The organism is Gluconacetobacter johannae (assembly GCF_014174305.1).
Lineage (GTDB): Bacteria > Pseudomonadota > Alphaproteobacteria > Acetobacterales > Acetobacteraceae > Gluconacetobacter > Gluconacetobacter johannae.
Genome location: NZ_JABEQH010000020.1, coordinates 52,488 through 76,318 on the forward strand (window position 1 = coordinate 52,488; position 23,831 = coordinate 76,318).

Here is a 23,831-nt window from a genome sequence, read left to right on the forward strand (position 1 = left end):
CCGTCAGGGCAAGGGGGTTTGTTGAAAAAAATCCCCCTGGTTCAGACGGTCCGTCAGCCGTTCAGGCGGGCCAGTACCGCATCGAACTGGTCCAGCGAATGATAGAGGATGCGGATCGACCCGCCCTTCCCGTCGAATGCGATCTGCACCTTCAGGCCCAGGCGGGCCGACAGGTCGCGTTCCAGGACCTGGATTTCCGGGTCCTTGCGTTCGGCGGCGGCGGGCGCGGGCTTTTGGGCCTGGCGGGCGGTCTTCTGGATCAGGGCTTCGGTCTGGCGGACGTTCAGGCCCTGGTCCAGGACGATCTTCAGCGCCGCCACCGGGTCGGGGTGGGCCAGCAGGGCGCGGGCGTGGCCGGCGGTCAGCTCGCCATTACGCAGGGCGTTGCGAACTGCCCCCGGCAGGTTCAGCAAGCGGACCATGTTGGCGACATGCGACCGCGACTTGCCCAGGGCGCCGGCCAGTTCGTCCTGCGTCAGGCGATAATCCTGCAACAGCCGTTGCAGGCCCTCGGCTTCCTCGATCGCGTTCAGGTCGGCGCGTTGCAGGTTTTCGACCAGGGCGGCCGCCATGGCGTCGCCGTCGTCCAGCGTGCGGATATGCACCGGGACTTCGTGCAGCGCGGCCATCTGCGCCGCGCGCCAGCGCCGTTCGCCGGCGATGATCTGAAAGACGTTCTCGCGCTCGGGGTGCGGGCGGACCAGGATCGGTTGCAGGATGCCGCGCGTGCGGATCGAATCCGCCAGTTCGCTCAGGGCCTCGGGTTCCATGACCTGGCGCGGCTGGAACGGACCGGGTTCCAGCAGATCGACCGGCAGGGCGCCGGCCCGGTCGCCGGTCGCCTTGCCCGACACGCGGGCGATCGTGGGGGCCTGGTCCCCCAGCAGCGCCGCCAGCCCCCGGCCCAGACGCGGGCGGGCCTGATCCTTCTTCGTGCTCATGCCCGGGCGGCCTTCCGTTTGGGTTTGCTGATGCCCATCCGGGCCACCACTTCGTTAGCCATGGCCAGATAGGCCATCGCGCCGCTGGATTTGGGGTCGTAGGTCATGGCCGGGCGGCCATGGCTCTGGGCCTCGGAAATGCGGATGTTGCGCGGGATCAGGGTGTCCATCACCTGGTCGCCGAAGAAGCCGCGCGCGTCGGCGGCCACCAGTTCCGACAGGTTGTTCCGCCGGTCGTACATGGTCAGCACGATGCCCGCGACATGCAGGTCGGAATTGAAGGCGCGGCGGATGCGATCGACCGTGCGGACCAGTTGGCTGATGCCTTCCAGCGCGAAGAATTCGCATTGCAGGGGCACGATGACCCCGTCGGCCGCGACCAGGGCGTTCAGGGTCAGCAGGCCCAGGCTGGGCGGGCAGTCGATCAGGACCACATCGAAGCCCTGCCCCGCCCGCGCGATGGCCTCGCGCAGCCGGAATTCCCGCCGGTCCTGCATGACCAGTTCCAGTTCCGCGCCGGCCAGTTCGGTATCCGCCGCGACGATCGACAGGTTCGGAACTTCGGTGGCCTGGATCAGATCGCCCGGCGGGGTTTCGTCCATCAGCAGGGCGTAGGTGCCGAGCCGGCGGGCGTCATAGCCGACGCCCAGCCCGGTCGAGGCATTGCCCTGCGGATCGATGTCGATCAGCAGGACCGAAAAGCCCTGCTCGGCCAGCCCCGCGGCCAGGTTGATCGCCGTCGTGGTCTTGCCGACGCCGCCTTTCTGGTTCGCGAGGGCAAGAATACGAGGAGCGCGCACGGCGTCATGGACCCGCTGCACGTTCTTCTGAGTGTCTGACACGCCTGATATCGCCCAATCTGAGAATGGTACCGTCCGCGTTGGTGCGGCTTGGTAATCGGGATATGGCCATGTGCCAGTCGGCAGCGGCCGAGGTCAACTCATCCTCGACGTTTCTGCCCTTCAGGAACAGACAAAATCCGTCGGGGGCCAGGAAACGGGTGGCCCAGCCCAGCAATTGCGGCAAGGCGGCCAGCGCGCGGGCGGTGACGACCTGCACCGGCGCGATGTCCGCCCGTTCGATCCGCTGGGCCACGATGGTTGCGCGCACGCCCACCAGGCGCGCGGCCTCGCGCAGGAAAGCGGCCTTGCGGACGTCGGATTCGATCAGCGTGACGTCGGCGTCGGTCGCCATGGCGACGATCAGGCCGGGGAAGCCGCCGCCCGAGCCCATGTCCGCCAGCCGGACCCCGGGCGGGATCAGGCTGGCCAGTTGCAGGCTGTCGGCGATGTGGCGGTCCCACAGATGGGGCAGGTCGCGGGGCGACACCAGATTGATCCGCCCGTTCCAGCGGGTCAGGATCTCGGCGAACAGGTCCAGCCGGCGGCGCAGTTCGGGCGACGGCGCGGCCTCACCTGCGGGGTTCGGTTTCACGTGAAACATCACGCCACCTGCCGAAGATGCGACAGCAGCGCCACCAGCGCCGAGGGCGTGACGCCGGGAATGCGCTGCGCCGCGCTGAAGCTGGCCGGGCGGGCGGCGGCCAGGCGCTCCTGCATTTCGGTGCTCAGCCCGCCGATGCGGCGATAATCGAGGTCATGGGGCAGCACGATGCGCGTGTCGGCCTCAAGCTGCCGGATCTCGCGCGCCTGGCGGGCCAGATAGCCGCTGTAGCGCGCCTCGGTTTCCACATGGCGGCGGACGCGCACCGGCAGGTCGGCGAACCAGGGGGCGACGCGGTCGATGGCATCGGGTGCCGCTGCTGTGGCCAGCACGTCCAGCAGGGTGCGGCGCCGCCCGTCGGCCGAGACCGGGACGCCGGCCTGGTTCAAGGCGTCGGGCAGGAAATGTTCGCCCGCCGCCCGCTGCATCGCGCCGTCGATGGCATCGCGGTCCGCCTGGAACAGGCGGGCCCGCTCGGCGCCGACGCAGCTCCATTCCAGCCCGCGCCCGGTCAGGCGCAGGTCGGCATTGTCGGCCCGCAGGCTCAGCCGGTATTCGGCGCGCGAGGTGAACATGCGATAGGGTTCCGAGACGCCCTGCGTGGTCAGGTCGTCGATCATGACGCCGAGATAGGCCGCCCCCCGGTCGATGCTGACGGGGGCCGACCCGCCGGCCTGGCGGGCGGCGTTGATGCCCGCCAGCAGGCCCTGGGCGCCGGCCTCCTCATACCCCGTGGTGCCGTTGACCTGCCCCGCCAGGAACAGGCCCGGCAGGGCAGCGAGTTCCAGGCCCGGCGTCAACTGGCGTGGGTCGATGAAATCATATTCCACCGCATAGCCGGGGCGCACGATGGCGCAGTGTTCCAGACCGGGGATGGAGCGGATCATTTGGGCCTGCACGTCGGCCGGCAGGCTGGTGGAAATGCCGTTCGGGTAGACCAGGTCGCCGCCCGGATTGCCCGGCAGGGCTTCGGGTTCCAGGAAGATCTGGTGGCTGTCGCGCTCGGCGAAACGGACCACCTTGTCCTCGATGGAGGGGCAGTAGCGCGGCCCCCGCCCCGCGATGGCCCCGCCATAGACGGCCGACAGATGCAGATGCGCGCGGATCAGCTCGTGCGTGCGCGCCGTGGTGGCAGTGATCCGGCAGGACAGTTGCGGGTTGGCAAGGGTGGTGGTCAGCCGGCTGAACGGTTCGGGCACCGCATCGCCCCGGTCTTCCGCCAGGGCGTCCCAGTCGATGGTCGCGCGATCCAGGCGCGCGGGTGTGCCGGTCTTCAGCCGCCCCATGGTCAGGCCCAGCGCCTGCAACCGCTGGCCCAGGGCCTGGGCCGGGGCCTCGCCCACCCGCCCGGCGGGGGTGCTGTCATGGCCGATATGGATCATGCCGCGCAGGAAGGTCCCCGCCGTCAGCACCACGGCGCCGGCGCGCAACGGCCGCCCGTCCTCGCACACCACGCCGGCCACGTGGCCGGCGGCATCCACGATCAGGTCGCCGGCGGCCCCTTCCGCGATCTCCAGGTTCGGGGTTTCTGCCAGCAGGTCGCGGATGGCCTGGCGATAGAGCGACCGGTCGGCCTGGGCGCGCGGCCCGTGCACCGCCGGCCCTTTCGAGCGGTTCAGCAGCTTGAAATGGATGCCGGCCCGGTCGGCCGCCCGGCCCATCAACCCGTCCAGCGCGTCGATCTCGCGCACCAGATGGCCCTTGCCGATGCCGCCGATCGCCGGGTTGCACGACATGGCGCCGATGGTCTCCAGCCGGTGTGTCAGCAGCAGCGTCCGCGCCCCGCTGCGCGCGGCGGCGGCGGCGGCCTCGCACCCCGCATGGCCGCCCCCGATGACGATGACGTCGTGCTGGCCCTTCACCCGAACATTCCCCCTTCCTACTTGCCGATGCAGAACTGGCCGAAGACCGTGTCCAGCACCTCCTCGACGCCGACCGCGCCGGTCAGGCGGCCCAATGCCCGCATGGCCTGGCGCATGTCTTCGCCGCGCATCTCCGGCCAGTCCATATCCAGTGCGGTGGTCAGATGGGAAGCGGTTTCTTCGATGGCTGCGCGATGGCGCGCCCGGGTCAGCGGCGGGCCGGCCGATGCCGCCGTCAGCCCCCGCGCCCGCTCGGCCAGGGCGGCGCGCAGCGCATCCATGCCACGGTCCTGATGGATGCTGATGCCAATGGCGCCGTCGGGCGCCGGACCCAGGTCGATCTTGTTGCGGACCAGGATCGCCCCCTTCGGCACGTCGGCCGGCGGCGTCTCGCCGTCGAACATCGCGATCACGCAATCGGCGTGTTTCACGTGAAACAGCGCCCGGCGCACTCCCTCGGCCTCGATCTCGTCCTGGGTGTCGCGCAGGCCGGCGGTGTCGATCAGGGTCACCGGCACCTCGCCCAGCACCACCCGCACCTCGATCGCGTCGCGCGTGGTGCCCGCGATGGACGACACGATGGCGGCCTCGCGCTCGGCCAGCGCGTTCAGCAGGCTCGATTTCCCGACATTCGGCGCGCCGACGATGGCGAACGTCAGGCCGCGTCGCAGCTTCTCGCCGCGTCCGCCGTCGTCCAGATGGGCCTGCATCTCGCATCGCAGGGCGGCCAGGTCGTCCAGCAGCGCCTGTTCGATCTCGGGCGGCAGGTCTTCGTCGGGGAAGTCGATCAGCGCTTCCTGATGCGCCAGCAGAACCCGCAGGCGGGCCGCCCACCCGTCATACAGGCGGCTCAGCCTGCCGTCGGACTGGTCCAGCGCCTGGCGGCGCTGGGCCTCGGTCTCGGCCGCGATCAGATCGGCGATCCCTTCGGCCTCGACCAGATCCAGCCGGCCGCCGGCAAAGGCGCGGCGGGTAAATTCGCCCGGTTCGGCCGGGCGCGCGCCCAATGCCACCAGGGCGTCGGACACCGCCGCGATCACCGCCGGGCCGGCATGCAGGTGCAATTCCGCGCTGTCCTCGCCGGTATAGCTGCGCGGCGCGGGGAACCACAGCACCAGCGCCCGGTCCAGCAGGATGGGGCCGGACGGATCGTCGCGCCGCCACAGGCCGCGCAACGATGCCTGCCGGGGTGCGGGCAGCGTCCCGCACAGGGCGCGCAGGATGGCGTCGCACCCTGCCCCGCTCAGGCGCATGACCGCGATCGCCGCCCGCCCGGCGCCGGTCGCCAGCGCGAAGATCGGTGGGTGTCCTGCCTGTGCCGTCATGGGGTGTGCGTCCGTCCCTGCCTTGTCCGTGAGGTCACCATGGGCTGGTGAGCCCACGCTATCCTCTTGCATGTGGCGTCATCCGGCGGAAGAGTACAGAGTCACCTTCGCGGCGGATATGGGTTCGCCGGGTATGAATGGGACAAGGGCCAGGGACACGGAATGCCGCAACTCTCGATGCACTCGCCGCTGGGCGACCTGACCCTGTCGGAAGACGACGGCGCGATCGTGGCGCTGGATTGGGGCTGGGGCCGCGACCAGGATGAGACGTCCCTGCTGGTGGCCGTTCGCGACCGTCTGGACGCCTATTTCGACGGCGGGGCCGATCCGTTCGCCGACCTGCCGCTGGCGCCGTACGGCACCGCCTACCAGCAGAGGGTCTGGCAGGTCCTGCGCGCCATCCCGGCGGGGCAGACACGGACCTATCGCGATATCGCGCAGGTGGCCGGCGGGTCGCCCCGTTCGGTCGGGCAGGCCAACAGCGTCAATCCGATCCCGATCCTGATCCCCTGTCACCGCGTCGTCGCCGTCCAGGGGCTGGGCGGCTATTCCGGTGACGGCGGCCTGGACGACAAGCTGTTCCTGCTGGGGCTGGAGGGCGCCGCCGTCCCGGCCCTGGCGTAGACACGACAAGAACCAACGGAGAAAACGCGATGTTCAGGGCAATTCGCATCCACGCGTATGGCGGTCCCGAGGTCCTGAAGCTGGAAACGCTGCCCACGCCCGTCCCCGGAACGGGGGAAATCCTGATCCGGCAGGAGGCGATGGGGGTCAATTTCATCGACACCTATTTCCGCAAGGGTCTGTACAAGCTGCCGACCCTGCCAGCCATCCTGGGCATGGAAGGCGCGGGCGTGATCGAGGCCGTCGGCGCGGACGTCACCGACATGGCCCCCGGCGACCGTGTCGCCTACCCCACGGCCCTGGGCGGCTATGCCGAAGTCCGGACCATCGCGGCCGATCGCGTCGTGCCCCTGCCGCCCTTTATATCGTCGGACGTCGCGGCGGGCGTCATGCTGCGCGGGCTGACGGTGCACGCCCTGCTGCGCGAGGTGTACGACGTCAAGCCGGGCGAGACGATCCTGGTCTACGCCGCCGCCGGCGGGGTCGGGTTGCTGATGTGCCAGTGGGGGCGGCATCTGGGCGCGCGGGTCATCGGCGTTGTCTCGACCGAGGAAAAGGCCGAACTGGCCCGCCAGAACGGCGCGGCCGACGTGCTGATCGGCCATGACAACCTGCCCGCGCGCGTACGCAAGCTGACGGACGGGGCGATGGTGCCGGTCGTCTACGACAGCATCGGCAAGGATACGTTCGTGGCCAGCCTGGATTGCCTGGCGCCGCGCGGGCTGATGGTCAGCTACGGCAACGCGTCCGGCGAGGTCACGGGCATGTCGGTGGGGATGCTGGCCACGCGCGGCAGCCTGTACCTGACCCGGCCGGGGCTGACGACCTACATCGCCCAGCGTTCGGCCCTGCTGAAGGGGGCCGAGGAGCTGTTCGGCCTGATCGGCCAGGGCGTGCTGTCTGTGCGGATCGGCCAGCGCTTTGCCCTTGCCGACGCCGCCGACGCCCACCGCGCCCTGGAAGCGCGGGTGACCACCGGCAGTACGATCCTGCTGCCGTGATCGGCGAAGTCGGGCTTTGCCCGAACCCATCCGTTATCCAGGATCGGGGGACCTGAGGCCCTGGACCCCGATCCGGTATGAGACGACCGGGTTTCCAGAGGGCGATGCCCTTTGGCGGGTTGCAGGGCAGCGCCCTGAGGCGGCGCCCTCAATAGCCCGTGTAGCGGCTCGGCCGGCGCCCATCATGGGCGCCAGGTTGAAACTGATGGGTGATGAGGCTTCGTTCCGATTTCCACTTATTTATCCATGTAATATGTATTCAACGCTTAATATCAACTATATATGAATAAATTTTATTGGAAATTTGTACGTATTAATACATGGTTAATTGGATATAATCTCTAACCTTAAGAGTATTCAATTATATGGATTATTTTATTAAATAACCATATAAAGATGAAAAAATATTACGAGATTAATGAGGAAGATTTTCTACCATTTCATGTTTTTCGCGTTTTTATTCCCTCTTTCGGGCGTGGTGACAGCACAAGTTGTGTCTGCCCGGGAATTGGGAAGCTCTCATGAGGGCAAGCTTACACACGCGTTCAACACCATCATCGCAGATGACCTTGCTTCGGCTCCTACCGACGTCAAGACTCTTGTTCGCAAGGAATCCGTTCTCGATGACAAATGCGGCGGCGAAGACGAACTTGCCACCAACCCCGCCTGCAGGACACGTAATACTCTCAAACAGCAGATCAAGGCGCGGGGATGGTGCTACGGTCCCGATGAGGCTGGGGGCAAGCATTGGCTGCGGTGCTCCCAGGGGCAACCGGCCGCCGACCTGGCTCACCGACGTCCCGTCCCGGCCCGCTGGCTTGACAAGAGGTCGGGCAGTCTTTTGAACCTGCCCAGGCAGTTCCCTCTCATCTCGGCCGTGCTGGACCGCTCGCACCAGCAAACAGGGGCGGCGCAGCAAGAGGAAGGGGACGACATGGCGGGCGGCTATCAGGGCACATACTCGGATGGCTTGAAGGCCCTCGCCATTGTCGCCATCCTGGCCCTCTTCCTGATGGGTCTTATCTACCTTCCGATGACATGAGGGATTCCGCGCGCCTGGGCAGCGGCGCGCGCGCCTCCACTCGGCACTCGCTGGATGCATGCCTGATGAAGCGCATCATACATCCGTTGACACCGTTGCCGGAGTTCATCCCGGCAGCAGTGTCGAGCGACGAGAAACTGACGGCATAGCAACACCGGGCGATAGCTTATTTCCGCCGCAAACCTGTCCGAACGGTTGGGGCCACCTCTGCCATGGGTGGTCCATCATCTTCGTCATCATGCGCCCATGAAAAAACCCCGGCACCGTCGTCCGGTACCGGGGCTTTTCCGTGCGGCGCCGACCTGCAATCAGGTATTCATCGCGTCGAAGAAATCGCGGTTGGTCTTGCTGTATTTCAGCTTGTCCAGCAGGAAGTCCATCGCATCCATCGTCCCCATCGGGGCCAGGATGCGGCGCAGGACCCACATCTTCGACAGTTCGGAGCGTTCGACCAGCAGTTCTTCCTTGCGGGTGCCGCTCTTGGTGATGTCGATCGCGGGGAAGGTGCGCTTGTCGGCCAGCTTGCGGTCGAGGATGAGTTCCGAGTTACCGGTGCCCTTGAATTCCTCGAAGATGACCTCGTCCATGCGACTGCCGGTGTCGATCAGCGCAGTGGCGATGATGGTCAGCGATCCGCCTTCCTCGATATTGCGGGCCGCGCCGAAGAAGCGCTTGGGGCGCTGCAGGGCGTTGGCGTCCACGCCGCCGGTCAGCACCTTGCCCGATGACGGCACCACGGTGTTGTAGGCGCGGGCCAGGCGGGTGATGGAATCCAGCAGGATCACGACGTCGCGCTTGTGCTCGACCAGGCGCTTGGCCTTTTCCAGCACCATCTCGGTCACCTGGACGTGACGGGTCGCCGGTTCGTCGAAGGTCGAGGACACGACCTCGCCCCGGACCGAGCGCGCCATGTCCGTGACTTCTTCCGGCCGTTCGTCGATCAGCAGGACGATCAGGAAGACTTCGGGATGGTTGGCGGAAATCGACGACGCGATGCTCTGCAGCATCACGGTCTTGCCGGTGCGCGGCGGGGCGACGATCAGGGCGCGCTGGCCCATGCCGATCGGCGAGACCAGGTCGATGACGCGGGGAGTGAAATCCTTGGTCTGGCCCTTGCTGCCCTTGGTGCCTTTTTCGGGTTCACCGCCGACGGCGTTGGCCTCGACTTCCATCTTCAGCCGGCGCTCGGGGTAGAGGGGCGTCAGATTGTCGAAATTGATCCGGTGGCGGACGGCCTCGGGCGGCTCGAAATTGATCGTGTTGACCTTGAGCAGCGCGAAATACCGTTCGCCGTCGCGCGGGGCGCGGATCTGCCCCTCGACGGTGTCGCCGGTCCGCAGGCCGAAACGCCGCACCTGGCTGGGCGAGATATAGATATCGTCCGGCCCCGGCAGGTAGTTGGCTTCCGGCGAGCGCAGGAAACCGAAGCCGTCGGGCAGGATTTCCAGCGTGCCCTCGCCATGGATCGCCTGGTCATTGTCGGCAAGGGTCTTGAGGATGGCGAACAGCATGTCCTGCTTACGCAGGGACGATGCGTTTTCGATTTGCAGGCTTTCGGCGTAGGCCAGAAGGTCCGCGGGCGTTTTGGCCTTGAGTTCGGCGAGATGCATTCACGATGCCTTGAATGGGCAGGTCACGATCGGGGAGAGAACAGGTTGACCCGAAGGGAGGTGCAGGGCACCTGCCGGACGACCGGACAAACCGGGACCCGGTCAACATCGTTCCAGACGGAGGGAGCGCGTAACGGGTGAAGTCCGTCAGCGATGACCGCGACAGTAGGGATGCCCGCCCCAAAGGTCAAGTCCGGCGCGGGTACGCCGCGTTCACGCCTGCGCGTGGCCTGCGCCCGAGGGGGAATGACGTCAGCGGCCGGGGCCCAGCCATCCCCGCTTCCAGAACCACAGCAGCGGCAGGATGACCGTCGCCGCCATCAGCGCCAGCGAATACCAGTAGCCGTACCGCCAGCCCAGTTCGGGAATATCGTGGAAATTCATGCCGTAGATCCCGGCCACCAGCGTCGGCGCGACGCCGATGAAGCTGACCACGGTCAGGATCTTCATGCCGTTATTCTGTTCGATGCTGATAAAGCCCAGCGTGGCGTCCAGCAGGAACTGCACCTTGTTCGACGTCTGGGACACGAAATCGTTCAGCGACCCGATATCCCGCGCGACGGTGGCCAGGCGGGCGCGCAGCCGTTCGGACAGGTCGTGCTTCTTGTTCTCGCTGACGAAGATCGCGATCCGCTCCATCCCCAGCAGGCTGTCGCGCACCGACGAGGCCAGGTCGCCCGACCGCCCCACCCGCCGCAGCAGCGTCCGCAGCACCATGTCGCCCTTCCCCGCGCTGGGCTGGTCGGCCTGGAAGACCTCGCGCGACAGGGTGTCCAGCGACTGCCCCAGATGTTCCAGGATGTCGGCCAGCCGGTCCACGACCGCCTCCATAATCAGGACCGAGACCTCGTCGCCGCTCAGCTTGTCCTGGCGGTCGGCAATCTGGCGGGCCACCAGGTCGAAGGCCGAGTACGCGGTGAAGCGGATCGTCAGCAGCCGGTTGCGCGACAGGATGAAGCCGACGGGCGAGACGAAGAAATTGTCCTGCATCCGCCGGACCAGCGGCGTGGACAGGTAGACGGCGTCGTCTTCCATGAACAGGCGCGACGAACTTTCGATTTCCTCCAGGTCGTCGCGGGTCGGGATGCGCTGGCCGGTGATGCGGGCGGCCAGGGCCTGCTCGTCGGGGGTCGGGTCCAGCAGGTCCAGCCAGGGGGTGTTGGCCGCGTCGGCCTCGCCCGTGATGGTCCGCGCGGGCGCGCCGGGCCTGTGCGCAAGAAACATGCCGTCCCTATCCCTCCGGTTCCGGCCAAACCCAGGGCCAGGCCCCGGAGCCGGGCCAAGATATCCGGTGCCGTGGCGCGCCTGTCAAATGGCGGCCAGCCGGGCGCGGGCGCATGGGGGACGGTACAGGAGATCTGGACAGGAGACTGGTAATTTTCCGGCACTCGGTCCAGAACACGCTACGCCGCCGCGCGGGGCGCACCGGCGGACGGCGGGGGACCCCGCCCGCATCGGAAGGCTTCTGGAGAACGACGTGAGCGCAGCAGACATGCACGGGACGCAGCCGGACGGAACGCCGGCAGGGGATACGCCGGCCAGGCCCAACAGCCTGCGGGCCGGGCCGGACGCACGGGGCCGCTTCGGCATCTTCGGCGGCCGCTTCGTGGCCGAGACGCTGATGCCGCTGGTGCTGGAACTGGACCAGGCCTATGCCGCGGCCAAGGCCGACCCGGCCTTCCGGCGCGAGCTGGACTATTACCTCAAGGATTATGTGGGCCGTCCCAGCCCGCTGTGGTTCGCCCATCGCCTGACGCAGGAACTGGGCGGCGCCAAGATCTACATGAAGCGCGAGGAGCTGAACCACACCGGTTCGCACAAGCTCAACAACGTCATGGGCCAGATCCTGCTGGCCCGCCGCATGGGCCGCAGCCGCATCGTCGCCGAGACCGGCGCCGGCCAGCACGGGGTCGCCACCGCCACGGTCTGCGCCCTGTTCGGCATGAAATGCGTCATCTACATGGGCGCCACCGATGTCGAGCGGCAGAAGCCCAACGTGTTCCGCATGCGCCTGCTGGGCGCCGAGGTCGTGCCCGTGACCTCGGGCGCCGGCACGCTGAAGGACGCGATGAACGAGGCGATGCGCGACTGGGTGACCAACGTCCGCGACACCTATTTCCTGGTCGGCACGGTGGCGGGGCCGCACCCCTATCCCGAGATGGTGCGCGACTTCCAGTCGGTGATCGGCGAGGAAACGCGCCAGCAGATGCACGCGGCCGAAGGCCGCCTGCCCGACATCATCGTGGCGGCCATCGGCGGCGGGTCCAACGCCATGGGCATCTTCCACCCCTTCCTCGACGATGCGTCGGTGCGCCTGATCGGCGTCGAGGCCGCCGGCCGCGGGCTGGACAGCGGCGAGACCGCGGCCTCGATCCTGCGGGGGCGGCCGGGCGTGCTGCACGGCAACCGCACCTACCTGCTGCAGGACGCCGACGGCCAGATCGACGAGGCCCATTCCATCAGCGCCGGGCTGGATTATCCGGGCATCGGGCCGGAACATTCCTGGCTGCACGACATCGGGCGGGCTGAATATGTCGGCGCGACCGACGACGAGGCCCTGGCGGCCTTCCAGCTCTGCACCCGCACCGAGGGCATCATCCCGGCGCTGGAATGCTCGCACGCGCTGGCGCATGTGGCCAGGATCGCGCCTACCCTGGACCCCGAAACCCTGATCGTGCTGAACGTGTCGGGCCGGGGCGACAAGGACATCTTCACCGTCGCCGCACATCTGGGAGTGACATTGTGAGCCGCCCCTCAAGCCGCATCGCCCGGCGCTTCGCCACGCTGAAGGCGCAGGGACGCGGCGCCCTCATCCCCTACCTGCAGGCCTGCGACCCCGATTACGACACCTCGCTGGCGCTGCTGCGCGCCATGCCGGGGGCCGGCGCCGACCTGATCGAGATCGGCGTGCCCTTCAGCGACCCCAGCGCCGACGGGCCGATCATCCAGGCCGCCGCCCGCCGGGGCCTGAAGGGGGGCTCGACGGTCGCAAAGGTGCTGGAGATGGTCGCCCGCTTCCGCGAGGGCGATTCCGACACCCCCATCGTGCTGATGGGATACCTGAACCCGATCGGGGCCTACGGGCCGGAGCGCTTCTGCGCCGATGCGGCGCGGGCCGGGGTAGACGGGCTGATTATCGTCGACCTGCCGCCCGAGGAGGCCGACCTGCTGGAAGGCCCCGCCGCCGCCCACGGGCTGGACATCGTGCGCCTGGTGGCCCCCACCACGACGGATGCGCGCCTGCCGGTGGTCTTCGACCATGCGTCGGGCTTTGTCTATTATGTCAGCATCACCGGGGTCACCGGCACGCGCACCGCCAGCAGCGACGAACTGGCGGCCGCCCTGCCGCGCCTGCGCGCCGCGACCGACCTGCCGGTGGCCATCGGGTTCGGCATCCGCACGCCCGACCAGGCGGCGGCGGCGGTGCGGGTCGCCGACGCGGCGGTCGTGGCCTCGGCCCTGCTCGCCACGCTGGAAGACACGCTGGACGAAGCCGGGCGGGCCACCGCCGACACGCTGCCCCGGGTGCTGGCGCAACTGGGCGACCTGTCCCGCGCGGTGCGCGCCGCCCGGGCCTGACCGGCCGGCCCCTGGGGCCGTTCGTACCGACGGCAGATCTGGCGTTCCCTGCCCCCAGCCTGTAATGAGGCAGGTTTCGGGGGCGATCGCGCCCCGCGTCATGGAGAGATGTGATGAGCTGGCTGACCGAGTACGTCCGCCCCAAGATCCGCGGTCTGCTCAAGCGCGAGGTGCCGGACAATCTGTGGACCAACTGCGAATCCTGCAGCCAGATGATCCTGGTCAAGGATCTGCACAAGGCGATGAATGTCTGCCCGCATTGCGGCCATCATATGCGCGCCTCGGTGGCCGAGCGGTTCGGCTGGACCTTCGATGACGGCGCCTACACGCAGATCGACCTGCCGAAGGTGGCGGTCGATCCGCTGTCGTTCCGCGACCGCAAGCGCTACACCGAGCGCCTGAAGGACGAGCGCGCGAAGTCGCAGCTGGACGAATCCATGGCCGTGGCGCACGGCAAAATCGGCGGCCATGACGCCGTCGTGGCGGTGATGGCGTTCGAATTCATCGCCGGCACGATGGGCGCCGCCCTGGGCGAGGCCTTCGTGGCGGCGGCGCGGCTGGCGATCCTGCAAAAGGCGCCGCTGGTGGTCTTCACCGCCTCGGGCGGGGCGCGCATGCAGGAAGGCATGATCAGCCTGATGCAGATGCCGCGCACCACGGCGGCGGTGCAGATGCTGCGCGAGGCCGGGCTGCCCTATCTGGTGGTGCTGACCAACCCGACGACCGGCGGCGTCACCGCGTCCTTCGCCATGCTGGGCGACGTGCAGATCAGCGAACCCAACGCCCTGATCGGCTTCGCCGGCCAGCGCGTGATCGAGGACACGGTGCGCGAGAAGCTGCCCGAGGGGTTCCAGCGCGCCGAATATCTGCTGGACCACGGCATGGTGGACATGGTCGTCAAGCGCCCCGACCTGCCCGAGACGCTGGGCCGGCTGATCGGCCTGCTGAACTATCGGCAGATCGCGCCCGCCATGCGTCCGGCGGCCTGACCCGCGCCGCCATGTCCACAGGGGGTGGGTCCACGCTGGGGCCGGAATTCGTCGGACGCACCGGGGTGGTCCTGGAACGGCTGAACCGGCTGTATCCCGCGCTGATCGACCTGTCGCTCGGCCGGCTGGAAGGGCTGCTGGCGCGGCTGGGCCACCCCGAGCGGCACCTGCCGCCGGTGATCCATGTCGCCGGCACCAACGGCAAGGGCAGCACCTGCGCCACCCTGCGCGCCATCGGCGAGGCGGCGGGCTGGCGGGTGCATGTCATGACCTCGCCGCATCTGGTCGATGTCACCGAACGCTTCCGCGTCGCCGGGCGGATCGTGTCGACCGATGAACTGGTCGCGGTGCTGGAGGAGGTCGAGCGCGTCAATGACGGTGCGCCGATCACGGTGTTCGAGGTCCTGACCGCCGCCGGGTTCGTGCTGTTCGCCCGTCATCCGGCCGATCTGGCGGTGATCGAGGTCGGGCTGGGCGGGCGCTTCGACGCCACCAACGTGCTGGCGCGGCCCGCCGCCTGCGCGATCGCGTCGATTTCCATGGATCACGAGGCGTTCCTGGGCGACAGCCTGGCCGTCATCGCGGGCGAGAAGGCCGGGATCATGAAGCCCGGCGTGCCCGTCGTGACCGGCCGGCAGGCGGACGAGGCCATGGCCGTGCTGCGCGAGACCGCCGCGCGGCACGGCGCGCGCCTGCTGGTGCGCGACGAGGACTGGACGATCGAACCCGTCGCCGGCGGCCTGCGCTATGCCGACGCGCAGGGCGCGCTGCACCTGCCGCCGCCCGCGCTGGCGGGCACGCATCAGATCGACAATGCCGGCCTGGCCGTCGCGGCGCTGCGGGCCGGCGGGCTGCCGGTGCCCGACGCGGGCTGGGCCGGGATCGCCCGCACGACATGGCCCGCCCGCCTGCAACGCCTGACCGGAGACCTGGCCGCGATGCTGCCGCCGGGATGGGAACTGTGGCTGGACGGCGGGCACAATCCCGGCGCGGGACAGGCGCTGGCGGATATGCTGGGACGCTGGGCGGACCGGCCGGTCCATCTGGTGGTCGGCATGAAACAGACCAAGGACGCCTCGGGCTTCCTGTCGCCGATGCTGCCGCACGCCGCCAGCGTCCAGGCGGTGGCCGAACCCGGCCAGCATCTGGCCCTGCCGGTCGAGGCCATCATCGCCGCGTCGGCGGGCCGGGCGACCCCCGGGCCGACGGTGCGCGACGCACTGGCGCGGCTGGCCGAAGGCGCGTCCGGCCCGCCGGCCCGGGTCGTGATCTGCGGCAGCCTGTACCTGGCCGGGGTGGTGCTGGCGCAGGACGGGTGGACTGCCAGTTAAGTTCGGGGCGCTGCCCCAGGCCCCGGGGGTGAAGGGCAGCGCCCTGCGTAACGCCAAGGGGGGATCATTTTGCCGCGCTACAAAGTCATCTTCGACACCGATCCCGGCGTGGACGACGCCATGGCGCTGCGCTTCCTGACGCGCCGCCCGGAATTCGACCTGCTGGCGATCACCACCGTGCACGGCAACCTCGATGTCGATACCGTCACCCGCAACGCGCTGTGGCTGGCCGACTGGATGGGCCTGGCCGCGCCGGTCGCGCGCGGGGCGGCGACGCCGCTGGACCGGCCCGCGGGCACGGGGGCGCCGCATGTCCATGGCGCGAATGGCATCGGCGGTCTGACGCTGCCCCAGCGCATGGCACGCGCGCCCGACCCGCGCCCGGCGTGGCAGGTGATCGTCGATCTGGTGCGGGCCTATCCGGGCGAGATCACCCTGATCGCCGTGGGGCCGCTGACCAATCTGGCGCTGGCCCTGCGCCACGATCCGGCGATCGCCGGCCTGCTCGCCGGCGTCAGCATCATGGGCGGCGCGTTCGGCACGCGCGGCCATGCCGGCAACATGACCCCGGTGGCCGAGGCCAATATCCTGGCGGACCCCGAGGCCGCCGACGCCGTGCTGACGGCGGCATGGCCGGTCACGCTGCTGGGCCTGGACGTCACGCAGCAGGTGGTGATGGATGCGGCCTATCTGGACCGGCTGGGCGCGCGGGGCGGCACGGATGGGGCCTTCCTGCGCGCGGTGTCACGGTTCTATCAGGATTTCCACGAACGCTCGCGCGGGTTGGCGGGGATTTTCGCCCATGACAGCCTGGCGGTCATCAACGTGATGGCCCCCGGACTGTTCACCCGGCGGCATGGACCGGTGCGGGTGGTGTGCGGCGGGGTCGCCGATGGCCAGACCATCCAGAAACCCCGGGGCGCCCTCTGCCCGCCCTCGCCCGCTTGGGACCCCTACCCGTCCCAGTCGGTGGCGGTCGATGTCGACACCGCCGCCGTGCTGGCCCTGTACGCGGACACGTTCCTGGCCTGATACCAAGCCGCAACCAGGGCTCTGCCCTGGACCCGGCAGGGCCTGAGGCCCTGCACCCCAATCGTTTGATAACGAATGGGTTTCCAAAGGGCGACTGCCCTTTGGTGGGGTCAAGGGCAACGCCCTTGGCGGGGACATCCCATGCGTCAGTCTTTCGGAAAGTTGGTATGAGGGGGCAAAGCCCCTCGAACCTGCCTTACCGGCCGATGTCGCGCAGGCGGATGCCGGCCATCAGGCGATGTTCGATCGCTTCCAGCGACATGCCCTTGGTTTCCGGCACGAACAGCCAGGTCAGCACGATGAACAGGGCGTTGAAGCCCGCGAACAGCCAGAAGGTCGGCCCGTTGCCCAGCGTTTGCAGCAGGGTCAGGAACGTCGCGCCGACGGCCATGTTGCTCAGCCAGTTGGTCAGGGTCGAGATGGCGATGCCCAGGTCGCGGCCCGTCAGCGGCTGGACCTCGGAACACAGGACCCAGATCAGCGGGCCGGCCGACATGGCGAAGCCGGTGATGTAGACCAGCAGCATGAACACCGACAGGATCTGCGTCGTCTGGCTGGCGACCCCCCGGTCGATAATCAGGCCCAGCGCGCCCATGCCGAAGGTCATGACCACGAAGCCGGTATACAGGATCGGCTTGCGTCCCCACCGGTCGACCAGCCCCACGGCCACGAAGGTCGCCAGCATGTTCACCAGCCCGACGATGGCGGTGCACCACAGTTGCGCCGGGCCGACATAGCCCGCCAGGGCGAAGATCTTCGGCGCGTAGTACATCACGACATTGATCCCGGCCAGTTGCTGCATGATCTGCAACAGGATGCCCAGCAGGATCGACCGGCGGAAATTGCGGTTGCGGCGCAGCAGCGCGAAGCCGTGCTGCTTCTGCTGGAGCTGCGCGCTGATGTCGCGGATCTCCCGCGAGGCGTCCTGCGGGCTGGCGCGCAGGGTACGCAGGACCTCCAGCGCCTCCTGCCGTCGTCCCTTCATCATCAGCCAGCGCGGGCTGAAGGGCAGGAACAGCACCCCGATCAGGAACAGCCCGGCCGGAATGGCCGCGACCCCGAACATCCAGCGCCAGTTGCCGCTGTAGCTGAACAGCGTATCGCTGATGAACGCCAGGAAGATGCCCACGGTAATCATCAGCTGGTAGGTCGAGATCATCGCCCCGCGCACGCGCTCGCTGGCGATTTCGGACAGGTACAGCGGCGCGGTGAAGGCCGCGATCCCGATGGCCAGGCCCATGACCACCCGGCCCGCGATGATGCTGGGCGTGGACCAGGCGAACGCGCAGCCCAGCGACCCGGCCATGAAGATGGCCGCCCCGATCACCAGCGACCGCTTGCGCCCCAGATGATGCGACATCCAGCCGGCGACCAGCGCGCCGATCGCGGCCCCGGCCATCATGGCGCTGACGATCCATTCCTGCGCCAGGGTCGAGGCGTGGAAATCGCGCGCCACGAAATCCAGCGCGCCGGAAATGACGCCGATATCCAGGCCGGACATCAGCCCGGCCAGCGCCGCCAGGCAGCCGATGACGATCGAGCGCAGATGGATGGCATCGTTGGCCGGTGGTGACATTGCATTCATGGACGGAGCCTTTTTCTTGTTGTTTTTCGGTCCGGACGGCGGGAGCAGGCGGGTGGTCAGGTGAACCCGGTGGCGCGCACTTCCCCGACCCTGATGCCGTTCCAGTTCTTCAGTTCGTACCGGGCCAACGTGCCCAGTATCGGGTCGCCCGCGCCCTCGGGACCCAGGAAGCGGGTCAGCAGGGCGGCCATCGCGACCTCGGCCGCGCGGGGTGCGCCGTCATGACATTTGACGGCGATGCCCAGCCCCTGCTGCGGCAGGCTGGCGGCCATGATGCCCTCGGCCCCCATCTTGCTGAAGACCCTGGGGCCCAGCGCCTGCATCAGGCGGGTGTCGAACCGGCCGGTGCCGGCGACCATGAACGGCGACGCGGCCACGGCGGCGCGCAGGCGTGCCGCCGCCCGCGCCCGCTCGGCCCCCAGCCCGTGCCCGGTGCCGAACCGCGCGAAGCCGTGGGCCAGCGCGCGCAGCGGAATGGCGTAGGTCGGGATCGAACATCCGTCGATGCCCCGGTTGTCGGCGCGATGCGGGGCGCCGGTGACGTCGGCCAGCGCCGCCGTGACCTCGCGCATGATGGGATGTCCGGGATCGACATAGCCGCCCGGCGCCTCGCCCCGGTCGCAGGCCAGGCAGACGAAGCCCGCGTGCTTGCCCGAACAGTTGTTATGCAGGGCGGAGGGCGCGCCGCCCGTCCGGGCCAGGTCGCGCGCGGCGGCGTCGTCCACCGGCCAGTGCGTGCCGCATTCCAGGCAGCCGACGTCGCGGCCGGCCCGCGCCAGCATCCGGGCGGCGACGGCGACATGCGCGGGCTCGCCGGTGTGCGACGCGCAGGCCAGGGCCAGTTCCTCGTCACCCAGGCCCAGCCGGTCGGCGGCGCCGCTTTCCACCAGAGGCAGGGCCAGGAACGCCTTGACGGCCGAGCGCGGGAAGGTCGGGCGCTCGATGTCCCCCAGCGCGAAAACCACGTCCCCGGCGGCGTCCACCACCACGGCGGTGCCGGCATGGCGCGATTCCACGCGGCCGCCGCGTTCGACTTCCGCGATTGCTGTATCCATGGCTCGGTTCGTCCTTGGTGCGTGCCGGGCGGTCAGCCGCCGCCGGTCAGGAAATAGCAGGCGACGCCGGAACTGCGGGTGGCGTCCGGGTCGTCCTCGATCAGATCGTCGACCATGAACCGCTTCAGGCGCAGGACGGCGATGTCCTCCTCCTCCTCCGGCTCGTCCATCGGTGGGTCGGCGTCATCCATCAACAGCGACAGCCAGTACGGCACGCCGCTCCGCTCGGTCAGTTGCAGCGGTTGCCGCGGGTCCAGGTCCAGCCCGTCGCGCAGCATCTGCTCGGCGTTGCGCGACGACGCGATGTGGTAGAGGAAGCTGTCCGGCGGGTCCGACGGCTGAAGGCCGCGATAATGCACGCGCGCCAGCTGGATGTCGCCGGCATCCAGATGCGCGACCCGCCGCCGGGGTGGCGCCGTCGGGGCAACGGGCGCGGCCGGGGCGGGCGTCATGGAGGCGGGCGCCGGGGCGAGGGGCGCCGGTTCGGCCGGCATCGCCACCGGTGCGCGGGCCTGGAACAGATCGTCCTGCGCGATCCCGGCCGCCGGGCGTCGCGCCGCGCGGGGCACGCGCGGGCGGGGGGACTGCCGGCCGGCGGCGCCTTCGGGCAGCGGCAGTTCGTTCATGTCGTCGGAAGAAAGGCGGGAACGCGCCATGTCGATACTCCGCCGCAGACGGTCATCGGGTCCATATCCCGGCAGGATGCCGGCCAGTTCGCGACAGCCACGGCCCCGCCAGTACAGGGCCAGGGCCTGCGCGCCATGGGTCGCTGCGATCCGCGCCACCTGCCGGCCCCGCGCGTCTTCGATCCGGAACGCCGTCAGTCCCGTTCGCCGATCCGTCAGGCCGGCCGGCCTGACCCTGAATCCGTTCTTCACCATGGCTCCGATTGTACAGCGATCTGTCGGGATGTCATCCGGCGGCGTGGTTTCCGGGGAGCGGCCCCGAAAATCAGGGCGCGCCGTGCGCTTGTGCGGGCGACCCTGTCTGGCAGGCGCCGCACAGCCCTTCGGCCTCGACGGTCGACTGGCGCACCGTGAAGCCGATGCCCCGCGTCGCGTCGACCAGCGCGTGGACGATGTTGCGGTCGTCCAGTTCCGTCACCTGCCCGCAGCCGGTGCAGATCAGGAATTGCGCCGCGTGCGGGTGGCATCCCGCGTCATGCGCGTGCGACGCATCCAGTGCGTGGGTGCAGCCGACAAAGGCCGACAGGCGCTCGATCTTGTGGATCAGCCCCTGTTCCAGCAGGAAATCCAGCGCCCGGTAGACCGTCGGCGGGGCCGCGCCCTTCTTGTCGGCGCGCAGCCCGTCCAGCAGGTCGTAGGCGCCCACCGGCCGCCCGGCATCCAGCACCAGGCCCAGGACCAGGCGCCGCAGTTCGGTCAGCCGTGATCCGCGCGCCACGCATAGCCGTTCCGCGCTGTCCAGCAAGGTCCCGGTCCTGTCGGTGAAGCTGTGTCCTGTCATGCCTTCCACCCGCCCCTGCGTTGCGCCAACCCGCGTGGCGATGCCGCCTGGGCGGCCCGGTTTCCATACGCCGGAAAGCGCGCTATATGAAGGCTCGATATTTGTTATATTATAACGTATAGCTTCGTGCTCGTGCCCCTTCCGGATCGTCCCGCCATGTCCTGCCCGGCATTCCGCCGTCACCGCCTGCCATCCATGCTGGTCTTCGCCCTGCTGGCGGCCTTCGCCGTCCTGGCGGGTCCGGCACGGGCGGCGCCGCTGGCCGTCGTCGCGGCCGAAACGGTCTGGGGCGATATCGCGCGCCAGGTCGGCGGCGCGGATGTCGCGGTCACCAGCATCCTGACCAACCCCTCGACCGACCCGCATCTGTTCGAGGCCAGCCCGTCGGATGGCCGCGTCGTCGGCGCGGCGCGGATCGTCATCGCCAACGGCGGCGGCTATGACGGCTGGATCGACCGGCTGACGGACGCGGGTGCGCGCGCCCGCCCGGCCATGCTGGTGGTGTCCCGGCGGGTGGGCTGGCGCGACGGCGACAACCCGCATTTCTGGTACGATCTGGCGGCCGTCCGGACCGTCGCCGCCGCCTTCGCCGAGACCTGCGCCGAGCTGATGCCGGACCGCCGGGCCGCGCTGCAGGACAGGCTGGGGGTGTTCCTGGCGTCTCTGTCCCCGTTGCAGGCGCGTATCGACGCCCTGCGGGCGCGCTATGCCGGCGTGCCGGCCGCCGCGTCGGAACCGATCTTCGGCGCGATGGCGCACGCCGTGGGCCTTGCGATGCAGGACGAGGCGTTCCAGCGCGCGGTCATGAACGGCACCGACCCCGCACCATCCGACGTGGCGGCGCTGGAGGGCGATCTGACCAGCCGGCATGTGCGGGTGCTGATCGTGAACGACCAGACGGCCAGCCCCGTGACCGACCGGCTGGACGGGCTGGCGCGGGCGGCCGGGGTTCCGGTCCTGCGCGTCGGCGAGAGCCTGCCGCCGGGCCTGCGCTACCAGGACTGGATCGCCGGGACGCTGGATCGCCTGTCGCAGGCTTTGGCCCCGCACCCCGATCAGGGCTAAACGAATTGGTTTCCAAAGGCAGGTGGCCTTTGGCGGGTTTCAGGGCAGCGCCCTGAGGCATGCCGCCTGAAAGCCGCCTGGGATGACAAAGGGTGAAATGACGGTGGGGGACGATTTGACCGGCGCCTGTTGCGACGCGGCCGGCCGCATGCCGCCGCCCGGCCCGGCCGCGCCACCGGTACGGCTGGATCGCGCGACCATTCGCATCGGCGGCCGGACCATCCTGTCCGATGCCAGCCTGACGGTGTCCGAAGGGGCGTTCGTCGGCGTCCTGGGGCCCAACGGGGCGGGCAAGACCAGCCTGATGCGCGCCATCCTGGGCATCGTGCCGGTGGCGGCGGGGGAGATTTCGGTCTTCGGCCGCCCGGTCGGGCGCGGCAATCACGATATCGGCTACATGCCGCAGTTCCATGGCCGCGTCGTGCCGCGCCTGGACGGGCGCAGCTTCATCGCCGCCGCCCTGCATGGCGAACGCTGGGGCCTGCCGTGCGACTGGGGCTGGGGCCGCCACCGCCGTCATGACGCGGCCGAGGTCGATCGCGTCCTGGCCCTGGTCCGCGCCACCCATCTGGCCGAACGGCCGATCCATCAGCTCTCGGGCGGCGAACGCCAGCGCCTGCTGCTGGCGCAGGCGCTGGTGGGGCGGCCCCGCCTGCTGCTGCTGGACGAGCCGCTGGCCAGCCTGGACCCCCATGGCCAGCGCGCGGTCGTGGCCCTGGTGAACGACATCCGCCGGCAGTTGGGCATCGCGGTCCTGTTTTCCACCCATGATCTGAATCCGCTGCTGGGCGTGATGGACGAGGTCCTGTATGTCGGGCGCGGCGCCGCGCGCCTGGGCCCGGTGGACGAGGTCGCGACCGGCCCCGTCCTGTCCGCCCTGTACGGCACGCCGGTCGAGGTGATCCGCGCCGGCGGACGCATCTTCGTCGTCGCCGACACCTGACCCCGGCCGGTAGCACCCGATCATGTTCGCCTTCGAATTCATGCGCCACGCCTTCGCCGCCACCGGGATCGTCGCGGTCCTGTCCGGGCTGGTGGGCTATTTCATGGTGCTGCGCGGGGAAAGCTTCGCCGGCCACGCCCTGTCGCATGTCGGCTTTGCCGGCGCGACGGGCGCCCTGCTGCTGGGCGTGCCGCCGCTGTGGGGATTGCTGGCGCTGACGGTGGCGGCCGGGCTGGCGATGGGCCTGGGCGGGCGCGGCACGACCCAGGGCAGGGACGTCGCCATCGGGCTGGTGCTGTCCTGCACCCTGGGGTTCGGCCTGCTGTTCCTGCATTTCCTGACGACGTCCGCCACACGCGCCACCGCCCTGCTGTTCGGCAACGTGCTGGGGGTGGACGGGGCGATGCTGGGCTGGCTGGCGCTGTTCGGCGCGGCGTGCCTCGCCGCGATGGCCGTGCTGTCCCGGCCGCTGCTGTTCGCCAGCCTCCAGCCCGAGGCCGCCGAGGCGCGGGGCGTGCCGCTGCGCGCGGTGTCCACCGCCTTCCTGGCCATCGTCGCGGTCGCGACGGCCGAATGCGTGCAGGTGACGGGCGTGCTGCTGGTCTTCGCCCTGATGGTCGGGCCCGCCGCGACGGCGCAGCGCCTGACGGCCTCGCCGGGGCGGGGGATCGTGCTGTCGGTCGTGCTGGCGGTGGCCGAGGGATGGGGCGGGCTGGCGCTGTCGTGGTGGACCGACTGCCCGACCTCGTTCTGGATCAGCGCGTTGAGCACCCTGGCCTATCTGCTGGCGTGCCTGCCCGGCGTGAGGGGCCGCGCGCGCCTCAGGGCCTGAGAGTATCCGTTGTGATCAAGCGGCTTTTGGCGTCCAGAGGCGGTTGTCCCGCAACAGCGCGTTGGCGAGAACGATGAGTTTTCGCATGATGGCGGTAATGGCGAC

General features: G+C 69.2%; 22 protein-coding genes. 11 read left to right on the forward strand and 11 right to left on the reverse strand.

Going from position 1 to position 23,831, the window contains the following annotated elements:
* Nucleotides 1-53: 53 nt before the first annotated feature.
* From HLH21_RS14065 to mnmE, 5 genes are read right to left on the reverse strand one after another with little or no spacing between them, the layout of a single operon-like run.
* Nucleotides 54-941, reverse strand: a complete 888-nt coding sequence (locus HLH21_RS14065) for a ParB/RepB/Spo0J family partition protein (RefSeq protein WP_182944379.1) — start codon at nt 939-941, stop codon at nt 54-56.
* A complete protein-coding gene (locus tag HLH21_RS14070; RefSeq protein WP_220789827.1) occupies nt 938-1,783 on the reverse strand; it encodes a ParA family protein in 846 nt (281 codons plus the stop codon). The genes HLH21_RS14065 and HLH21_RS14070 overlap by 4 nt, the downstream gene beginning before the upstream one ends.
* Nucleotides 1,746-2,384: a 16S rRNA (guanine(527)-N(7))-methyltransferase RsmG gene (gene rsmG / locus HLH21_RS14075; RefSeq protein WP_182944380.1), complete on the reverse strand. Its 639-nt coding sequence runs from the start codon at nt 2,382-2,384 to the stop codon at nt 1,746-1,748. Before rsmG ends, HLH21_RS14070 begins: the two co-directional genes overlap by 38 nt.
* A complete protein-coding gene (gene mnmG / locus HLH21_RS14080; protein ID WP_182944381.1) occupies nt 2,384-4,246 on the reverse strand; it encodes a tRNA uridine-5-carboxymethylaminomethyl(34) synthesis enzyme MnmG in 1,863 nt (620 codons plus the stop codon). The genes rsmG and mnmG overlap by 1 nt, the downstream gene beginning before the upstream one ends.
* 17 nt (nt 4,247-4,263) lie before the next feature.
* The gene (gene mnmE / locus HLH21_RS14085) at nt 4,264-5,571 is read right to left on the reverse strand and encodes a tRNA uridine-5-carboxymethylaminomethyl(34) synthesis GTPase MnmE (protein ID WP_182944382.1); all 1,308 of its coding nucleotides are present in this window, start codon (nt 5,569-5,571) and stop codon (nt 4,264-4,266) included.
* 162 nt (nt 5,572-5,733) lie between these two features.
* On the opposite strand from mnmE, the gene HLH21_RS14090 reads away from it, so the two are divergent.
* From HLH21_RS14090 to HLH21_RS14100, 3 genes are all read left to right on the forward strand, one after another.
* On the forward strand, nt 5,734-6,195 hold the full coding sequence (locus tag HLH21_RS14090; protein ID WP_182944383.1) for a methylated-DNA--[protein]-cysteine S-methyltransferase: 462 nt from the start codon (nt 5,734-5,736) through the stop codon (nt 6,193-6,195).
* Nucleotides 6,196-6,224: 29 nt separating this feature from the next.
* Nucleotides 6,225-7,196: a quinone oxidoreductase family protein gene (locus HLH21_RS14095; RefSeq protein ID WP_182944384.1), complete on the forward strand. Its 972-nt coding sequence runs from the start codon at nt 6,225-6,227 to the stop codon at nt 7,194-7,196.
* Nucleotides 7,197-7,614: 418 nt separating this feature from the next.
* The gene (locus HLH21_RS14100) at nt 7,615-8,238 is read left to right on the forward strand and encodes a hypothetical protein (RefSeq protein WP_182944385.1); all 624 of its coding nucleotides are present in this window, start codon (nt 7,615-7,617) and stop codon (nt 8,236-8,238) included.
* Nucleotides 8,239-8,546: 308 nt separating this feature from the next.
* On the opposite strand, the gene rho is transcribed toward HLH21_RS14100, so the two are convergent.
* The gene (gene rho / locus HLH21_RS14105; RefSeq protein ID WP_182944386.1) at nt 8,547-9,848 is read right to left on the reverse strand and encodes a transcription termination factor Rho; all 1,302 of its coding nucleotides are present in this window, start codon (nt 9,846-9,848) and stop codon (nt 8,547-8,549) included.
* 252 nt (nt 9,849-10,100) lie between these two features.
* Nucleotides 10,101-11,072, reverse strand: a complete 972-nt coding sequence (gene corA, locus HLH21_RS14110; protein ID WP_182944387.1) for a magnesium/cobalt transporter CorA — start codon at nt 11,070-11,072, stop codon at nt 10,101-10,103.
* 268 nt (nt 11,073-11,340) lie between these two features.
* On the opposite strand from corA, the gene trpB reads away from it, so the two are divergent.
* The 5 genes from trpB (at nt 11,341) to HLH21_RS14135 (ending at nt 16,779) form a co-directional block, all read left to right on the forward strand.
* On the forward strand, nt 11,341-12,594 hold the full coding sequence (trpB, locus tag HLH21_RS14115; protein WP_182944401.1) for a tryptophan synthase subunit beta: 1,254 nt from the start codon (nt 11,341-11,343) through the stop codon (nt 12,592-12,594).
* Entirely contained in the window at nt 12,591-13,427 is an 837-nt protein-coding gene (gene trpA / locus HLH21_RS14120) for a tryptophan synthase subunit alpha (RefSeq protein WP_182944388.1), read from the forward strand. Before trpB ends, trpA begins: the two co-directional genes overlap by 4 nt.
* 113 nt (nt 13,428-13,540) lie before the next feature.
* A complete protein-coding gene (gene accD / locus HLH21_RS14125; RefSeq protein WP_182944389.1) occupies nt 13,541-14,416 on the forward strand; it encodes an acetyl-CoA carboxylase, carboxyltransferase subunit beta in 876 nt (291 codons plus the stop codon).
* An 11-nt stretch (nt 14,417-14,427) separates the two neighbouring features.
* Nucleotides 14,428-15,747 carry a bifunctional folylpolyglutamate synthase/dihydrofolate synthase gene (locus HLH21_RS14130; protein WP_182944390.1) on the forward strand — a complete coding sequence of 440 codons (1,320 nt, stop codon included), beginning with the start codon at nt 14,428-14,430 and terminating at the stop codon, nt 15,745-15,747.
* A gap of 69 nt (nt 15,748-15,816) precedes the next feature.
* The gene (locus HLH21_RS14135) at nt 15,817-16,779 is read left to right on the forward strand and encodes a nucleoside hydrolase (RefSeq protein WP_182944391.1); all 963 of its coding nucleotides are present in this window, start codon (nt 15,817-15,819) and stop codon (nt 16,777-16,779) included.
* A gap of 196 nt (nt 16,780-16,975) precedes the next feature.
* On the opposite strand, the gene HLH21_RS14140 is transcribed toward HLH21_RS14135, so the two are convergent.
* The 4 genes from HLH21_RS14140 to HLH21_RS14155 all read right to left on the reverse strand — a co-directional run bounded on the left by HLH21_RS14140 (nt 16,976) and on the right by HLH21_RS14155 (nt 20,886).
* Nucleotides 16,976-18,364: a sugar porter family MFS transporter gene (locus HLH21_RS14140; RefSeq protein ID WP_281375051.1), complete on the reverse strand. Its 1,389-nt coding sequence runs from the start codon at nt 18,362-18,364 to the stop codon at nt 16,976-16,978.
* Nucleotides 18,365-18,420: 56 nt separating this feature from the next.
* Complete coding sequence (locus HLH21_RS14145) at nt 18,421-19,419, reverse strand: asparaginase (protein ID WP_182944392.1); 999 nt, start codon at nt 19,417-19,419, stop codon at nt 18,421-18,423.
* A gap of 32 nt (nt 19,420-19,451) precedes the next feature.
* Entirely contained in the window at nt 19,452-20,300 is an 849-nt protein-coding gene (locus HLH21_RS14150) for a hypothetical protein (RefSeq protein ID WP_220789828.1), read from the reverse strand.
* A gap of 70 nt (nt 20,301-20,370) precedes the next feature.
* Entirely contained in the window at nt 20,371-20,886 is a 516-nt protein-coding gene (locus HLH21_RS14155; protein ID WP_182944393.1) for a transcriptional repressor, read from the reverse strand.
* A gap of 156 nt (nt 20,887-21,042) precedes the next feature.
* Here HLH21_RS14155 and HLH21_RS14160 point away from each other — a divergent pair, with 156 nt between their 5' ends.
* From HLH21_RS14160 to HLH21_RS14170, 3 genes are all read left to right on the forward strand, one after another.
* On the forward strand, nt 21,043-21,951 hold the full coding sequence (locus tag HLH21_RS14160) for a metal ABC transporter solute-binding protein, Zn/Mn family (protein ID WP_246379780.1): 909 nt from the start codon (nt 21,043-21,045) through the stop codon (nt 21,949-21,951).
* A gap of 82 nt (nt 21,952-22,033) precedes the next feature.
* Complete coding sequence (locus HLH21_RS14165) at nt 22,034-22,894, forward strand: metal ABC transporter ATP-binding protein (protein ID WP_246379782.1); 861 nt, start codon at nt 22,034-22,036, stop codon at nt 22,892-22,894.
* A gap of 22 nt (nt 22,895-22,916) precedes the next feature.
* A complete protein-coding gene (locus HLH21_RS14170) occupies nt 22,917-23,726 on the forward strand; it encodes a metal ABC transporter permease (RefSeq protein WP_182944394.1) in 810 nt (269 codons plus the stop codon).
* Nucleotides 23,727-23,831: the final 105 nt, after the last annotated feature.

Excerpts from the sequence above, each read along its gene's own strand:
- HLH21_RS14090 (WP_182944383.1), top strand. The coding sequence starts at position 5,734 with ATGCCGCAACTCTCGATGCACTCGCCGCTGGGCGACCTGACCCTGTCG.
- HLH21_RS14150 (WP_220789828.1), bottom strand. The coding sequence starts at position 20,300 with ATGGTGAAGAACGGATTCAGGGTCAGGCCGGCCGGCCTGACGGATCGG.
- rho (WP_182944386.1), bottom strand. The coding sequence starts at position 9,848 with ATGCATCTCGCCGAACTCAAGGCCAAAACGCCCGCGGACCTTCTGGCC.
- HLH21_RS14140 (WP_281375051.1), bottom strand. The coding sequence starts at position 18,364 with ATGAATGCAATGTCACCACCGGCCAACGATGCCATCCATCTGCGCTCG.
- HLH21_RS14095 (WP_182944384.1), top strand. The coding sequence starts at position 6,225 with ATGTTCAGGGCAATTCGCATCCACGCGTATGGCGGTCCCGAGGTCCTG.
- corA (WP_182944387.1), bottom strand. The coding sequence starts at position 11,072 with ATGTTTCTTGCGCACAGGCCCGGCGCGCCCGCGCGGACCATCACGGGC.
- HLH21_RS14155 (WP_182944393.1), bottom strand. The coding sequence starts at position 20,886 with ATGACAGGACACAGCTTCACCGACAGGACCGGGACCTTGCTGGACAGC.
- HLH21_RS14130 (WP_182944390.1), top strand. The coding sequence starts at position 14,428 with ATGTCCACAGGGGGTGGGTCCACGCTGGGGCCGGAATTCGTCGGACGC.
- HLH21_RS14100 (WP_182944385.1), top strand. The coding sequence starts at position 7,615 with ATGAGGAAGATTTTCTACCATTTCATGTTTTTCGCGTTTTTATTCCCT.
- HLH21_RS14145 (WP_182944392.1), bottom strand. The coding sequence starts at position 19,419 with ATGGATACAGCAATCGCGGAAGTCGAACGCGGCGGCCGCGTGGAATCG.
- mnmE (WP_182944382.1), bottom strand. The coding sequence starts at position 5,571 with ATGACGGCACAGGCAGGACACCCACCGATCTTCGCGCTGGCGACCGGC.
- HLH21_RS14065 (WP_182944379.1), bottom strand. The coding sequence starts at position 941 with ATGAGCACGAAGAAGGATCAGGCCCGCCCGCGTCTGGGCCGGGGGCTG.
- trpB (WP_182944401.1), top strand. The coding sequence starts at position 11,341 with ATGCACGGGACGCAGCCGGACGGAACGCCGGCAGGGGATACGCCGGCC.
- accD (WP_182944389.1), top strand. The coding sequence starts at position 13,541 with ATGAGCTGGCTGACCGAGTACGTCCGCCCCAAGATCCGCGGTCTGCTC.
- HLH21_RS14165 (WP_246379782.1), top strand. The coding sequence starts at position 22,034 with ATGACAAAGGGTGAAATGACGGTGGGGGACGATTTGACCGGCGCCTGT.
- HLH21_RS14160 (WP_246379780.1), top strand. The coding sequence starts at position 21,043 with ATGTCCTGCCCGGCATTCCGCCGTCACCGCCTGCCATCCATGCTGGTC.
- rsmG (WP_182944380.1), bottom strand. The coding sequence starts at position 2,384 with ATGTTTCACGTGAAACCGAACCCCGCAGGTGAGGCCGCGCCGTCGCCC.
- HLH21_RS14170 (WP_182944394.1), top strand. The coding sequence starts at position 22,917 with ATGTTCGCCTTCGAATTCATGCGCCACGCCTTCGCCGCCACCGGGATC.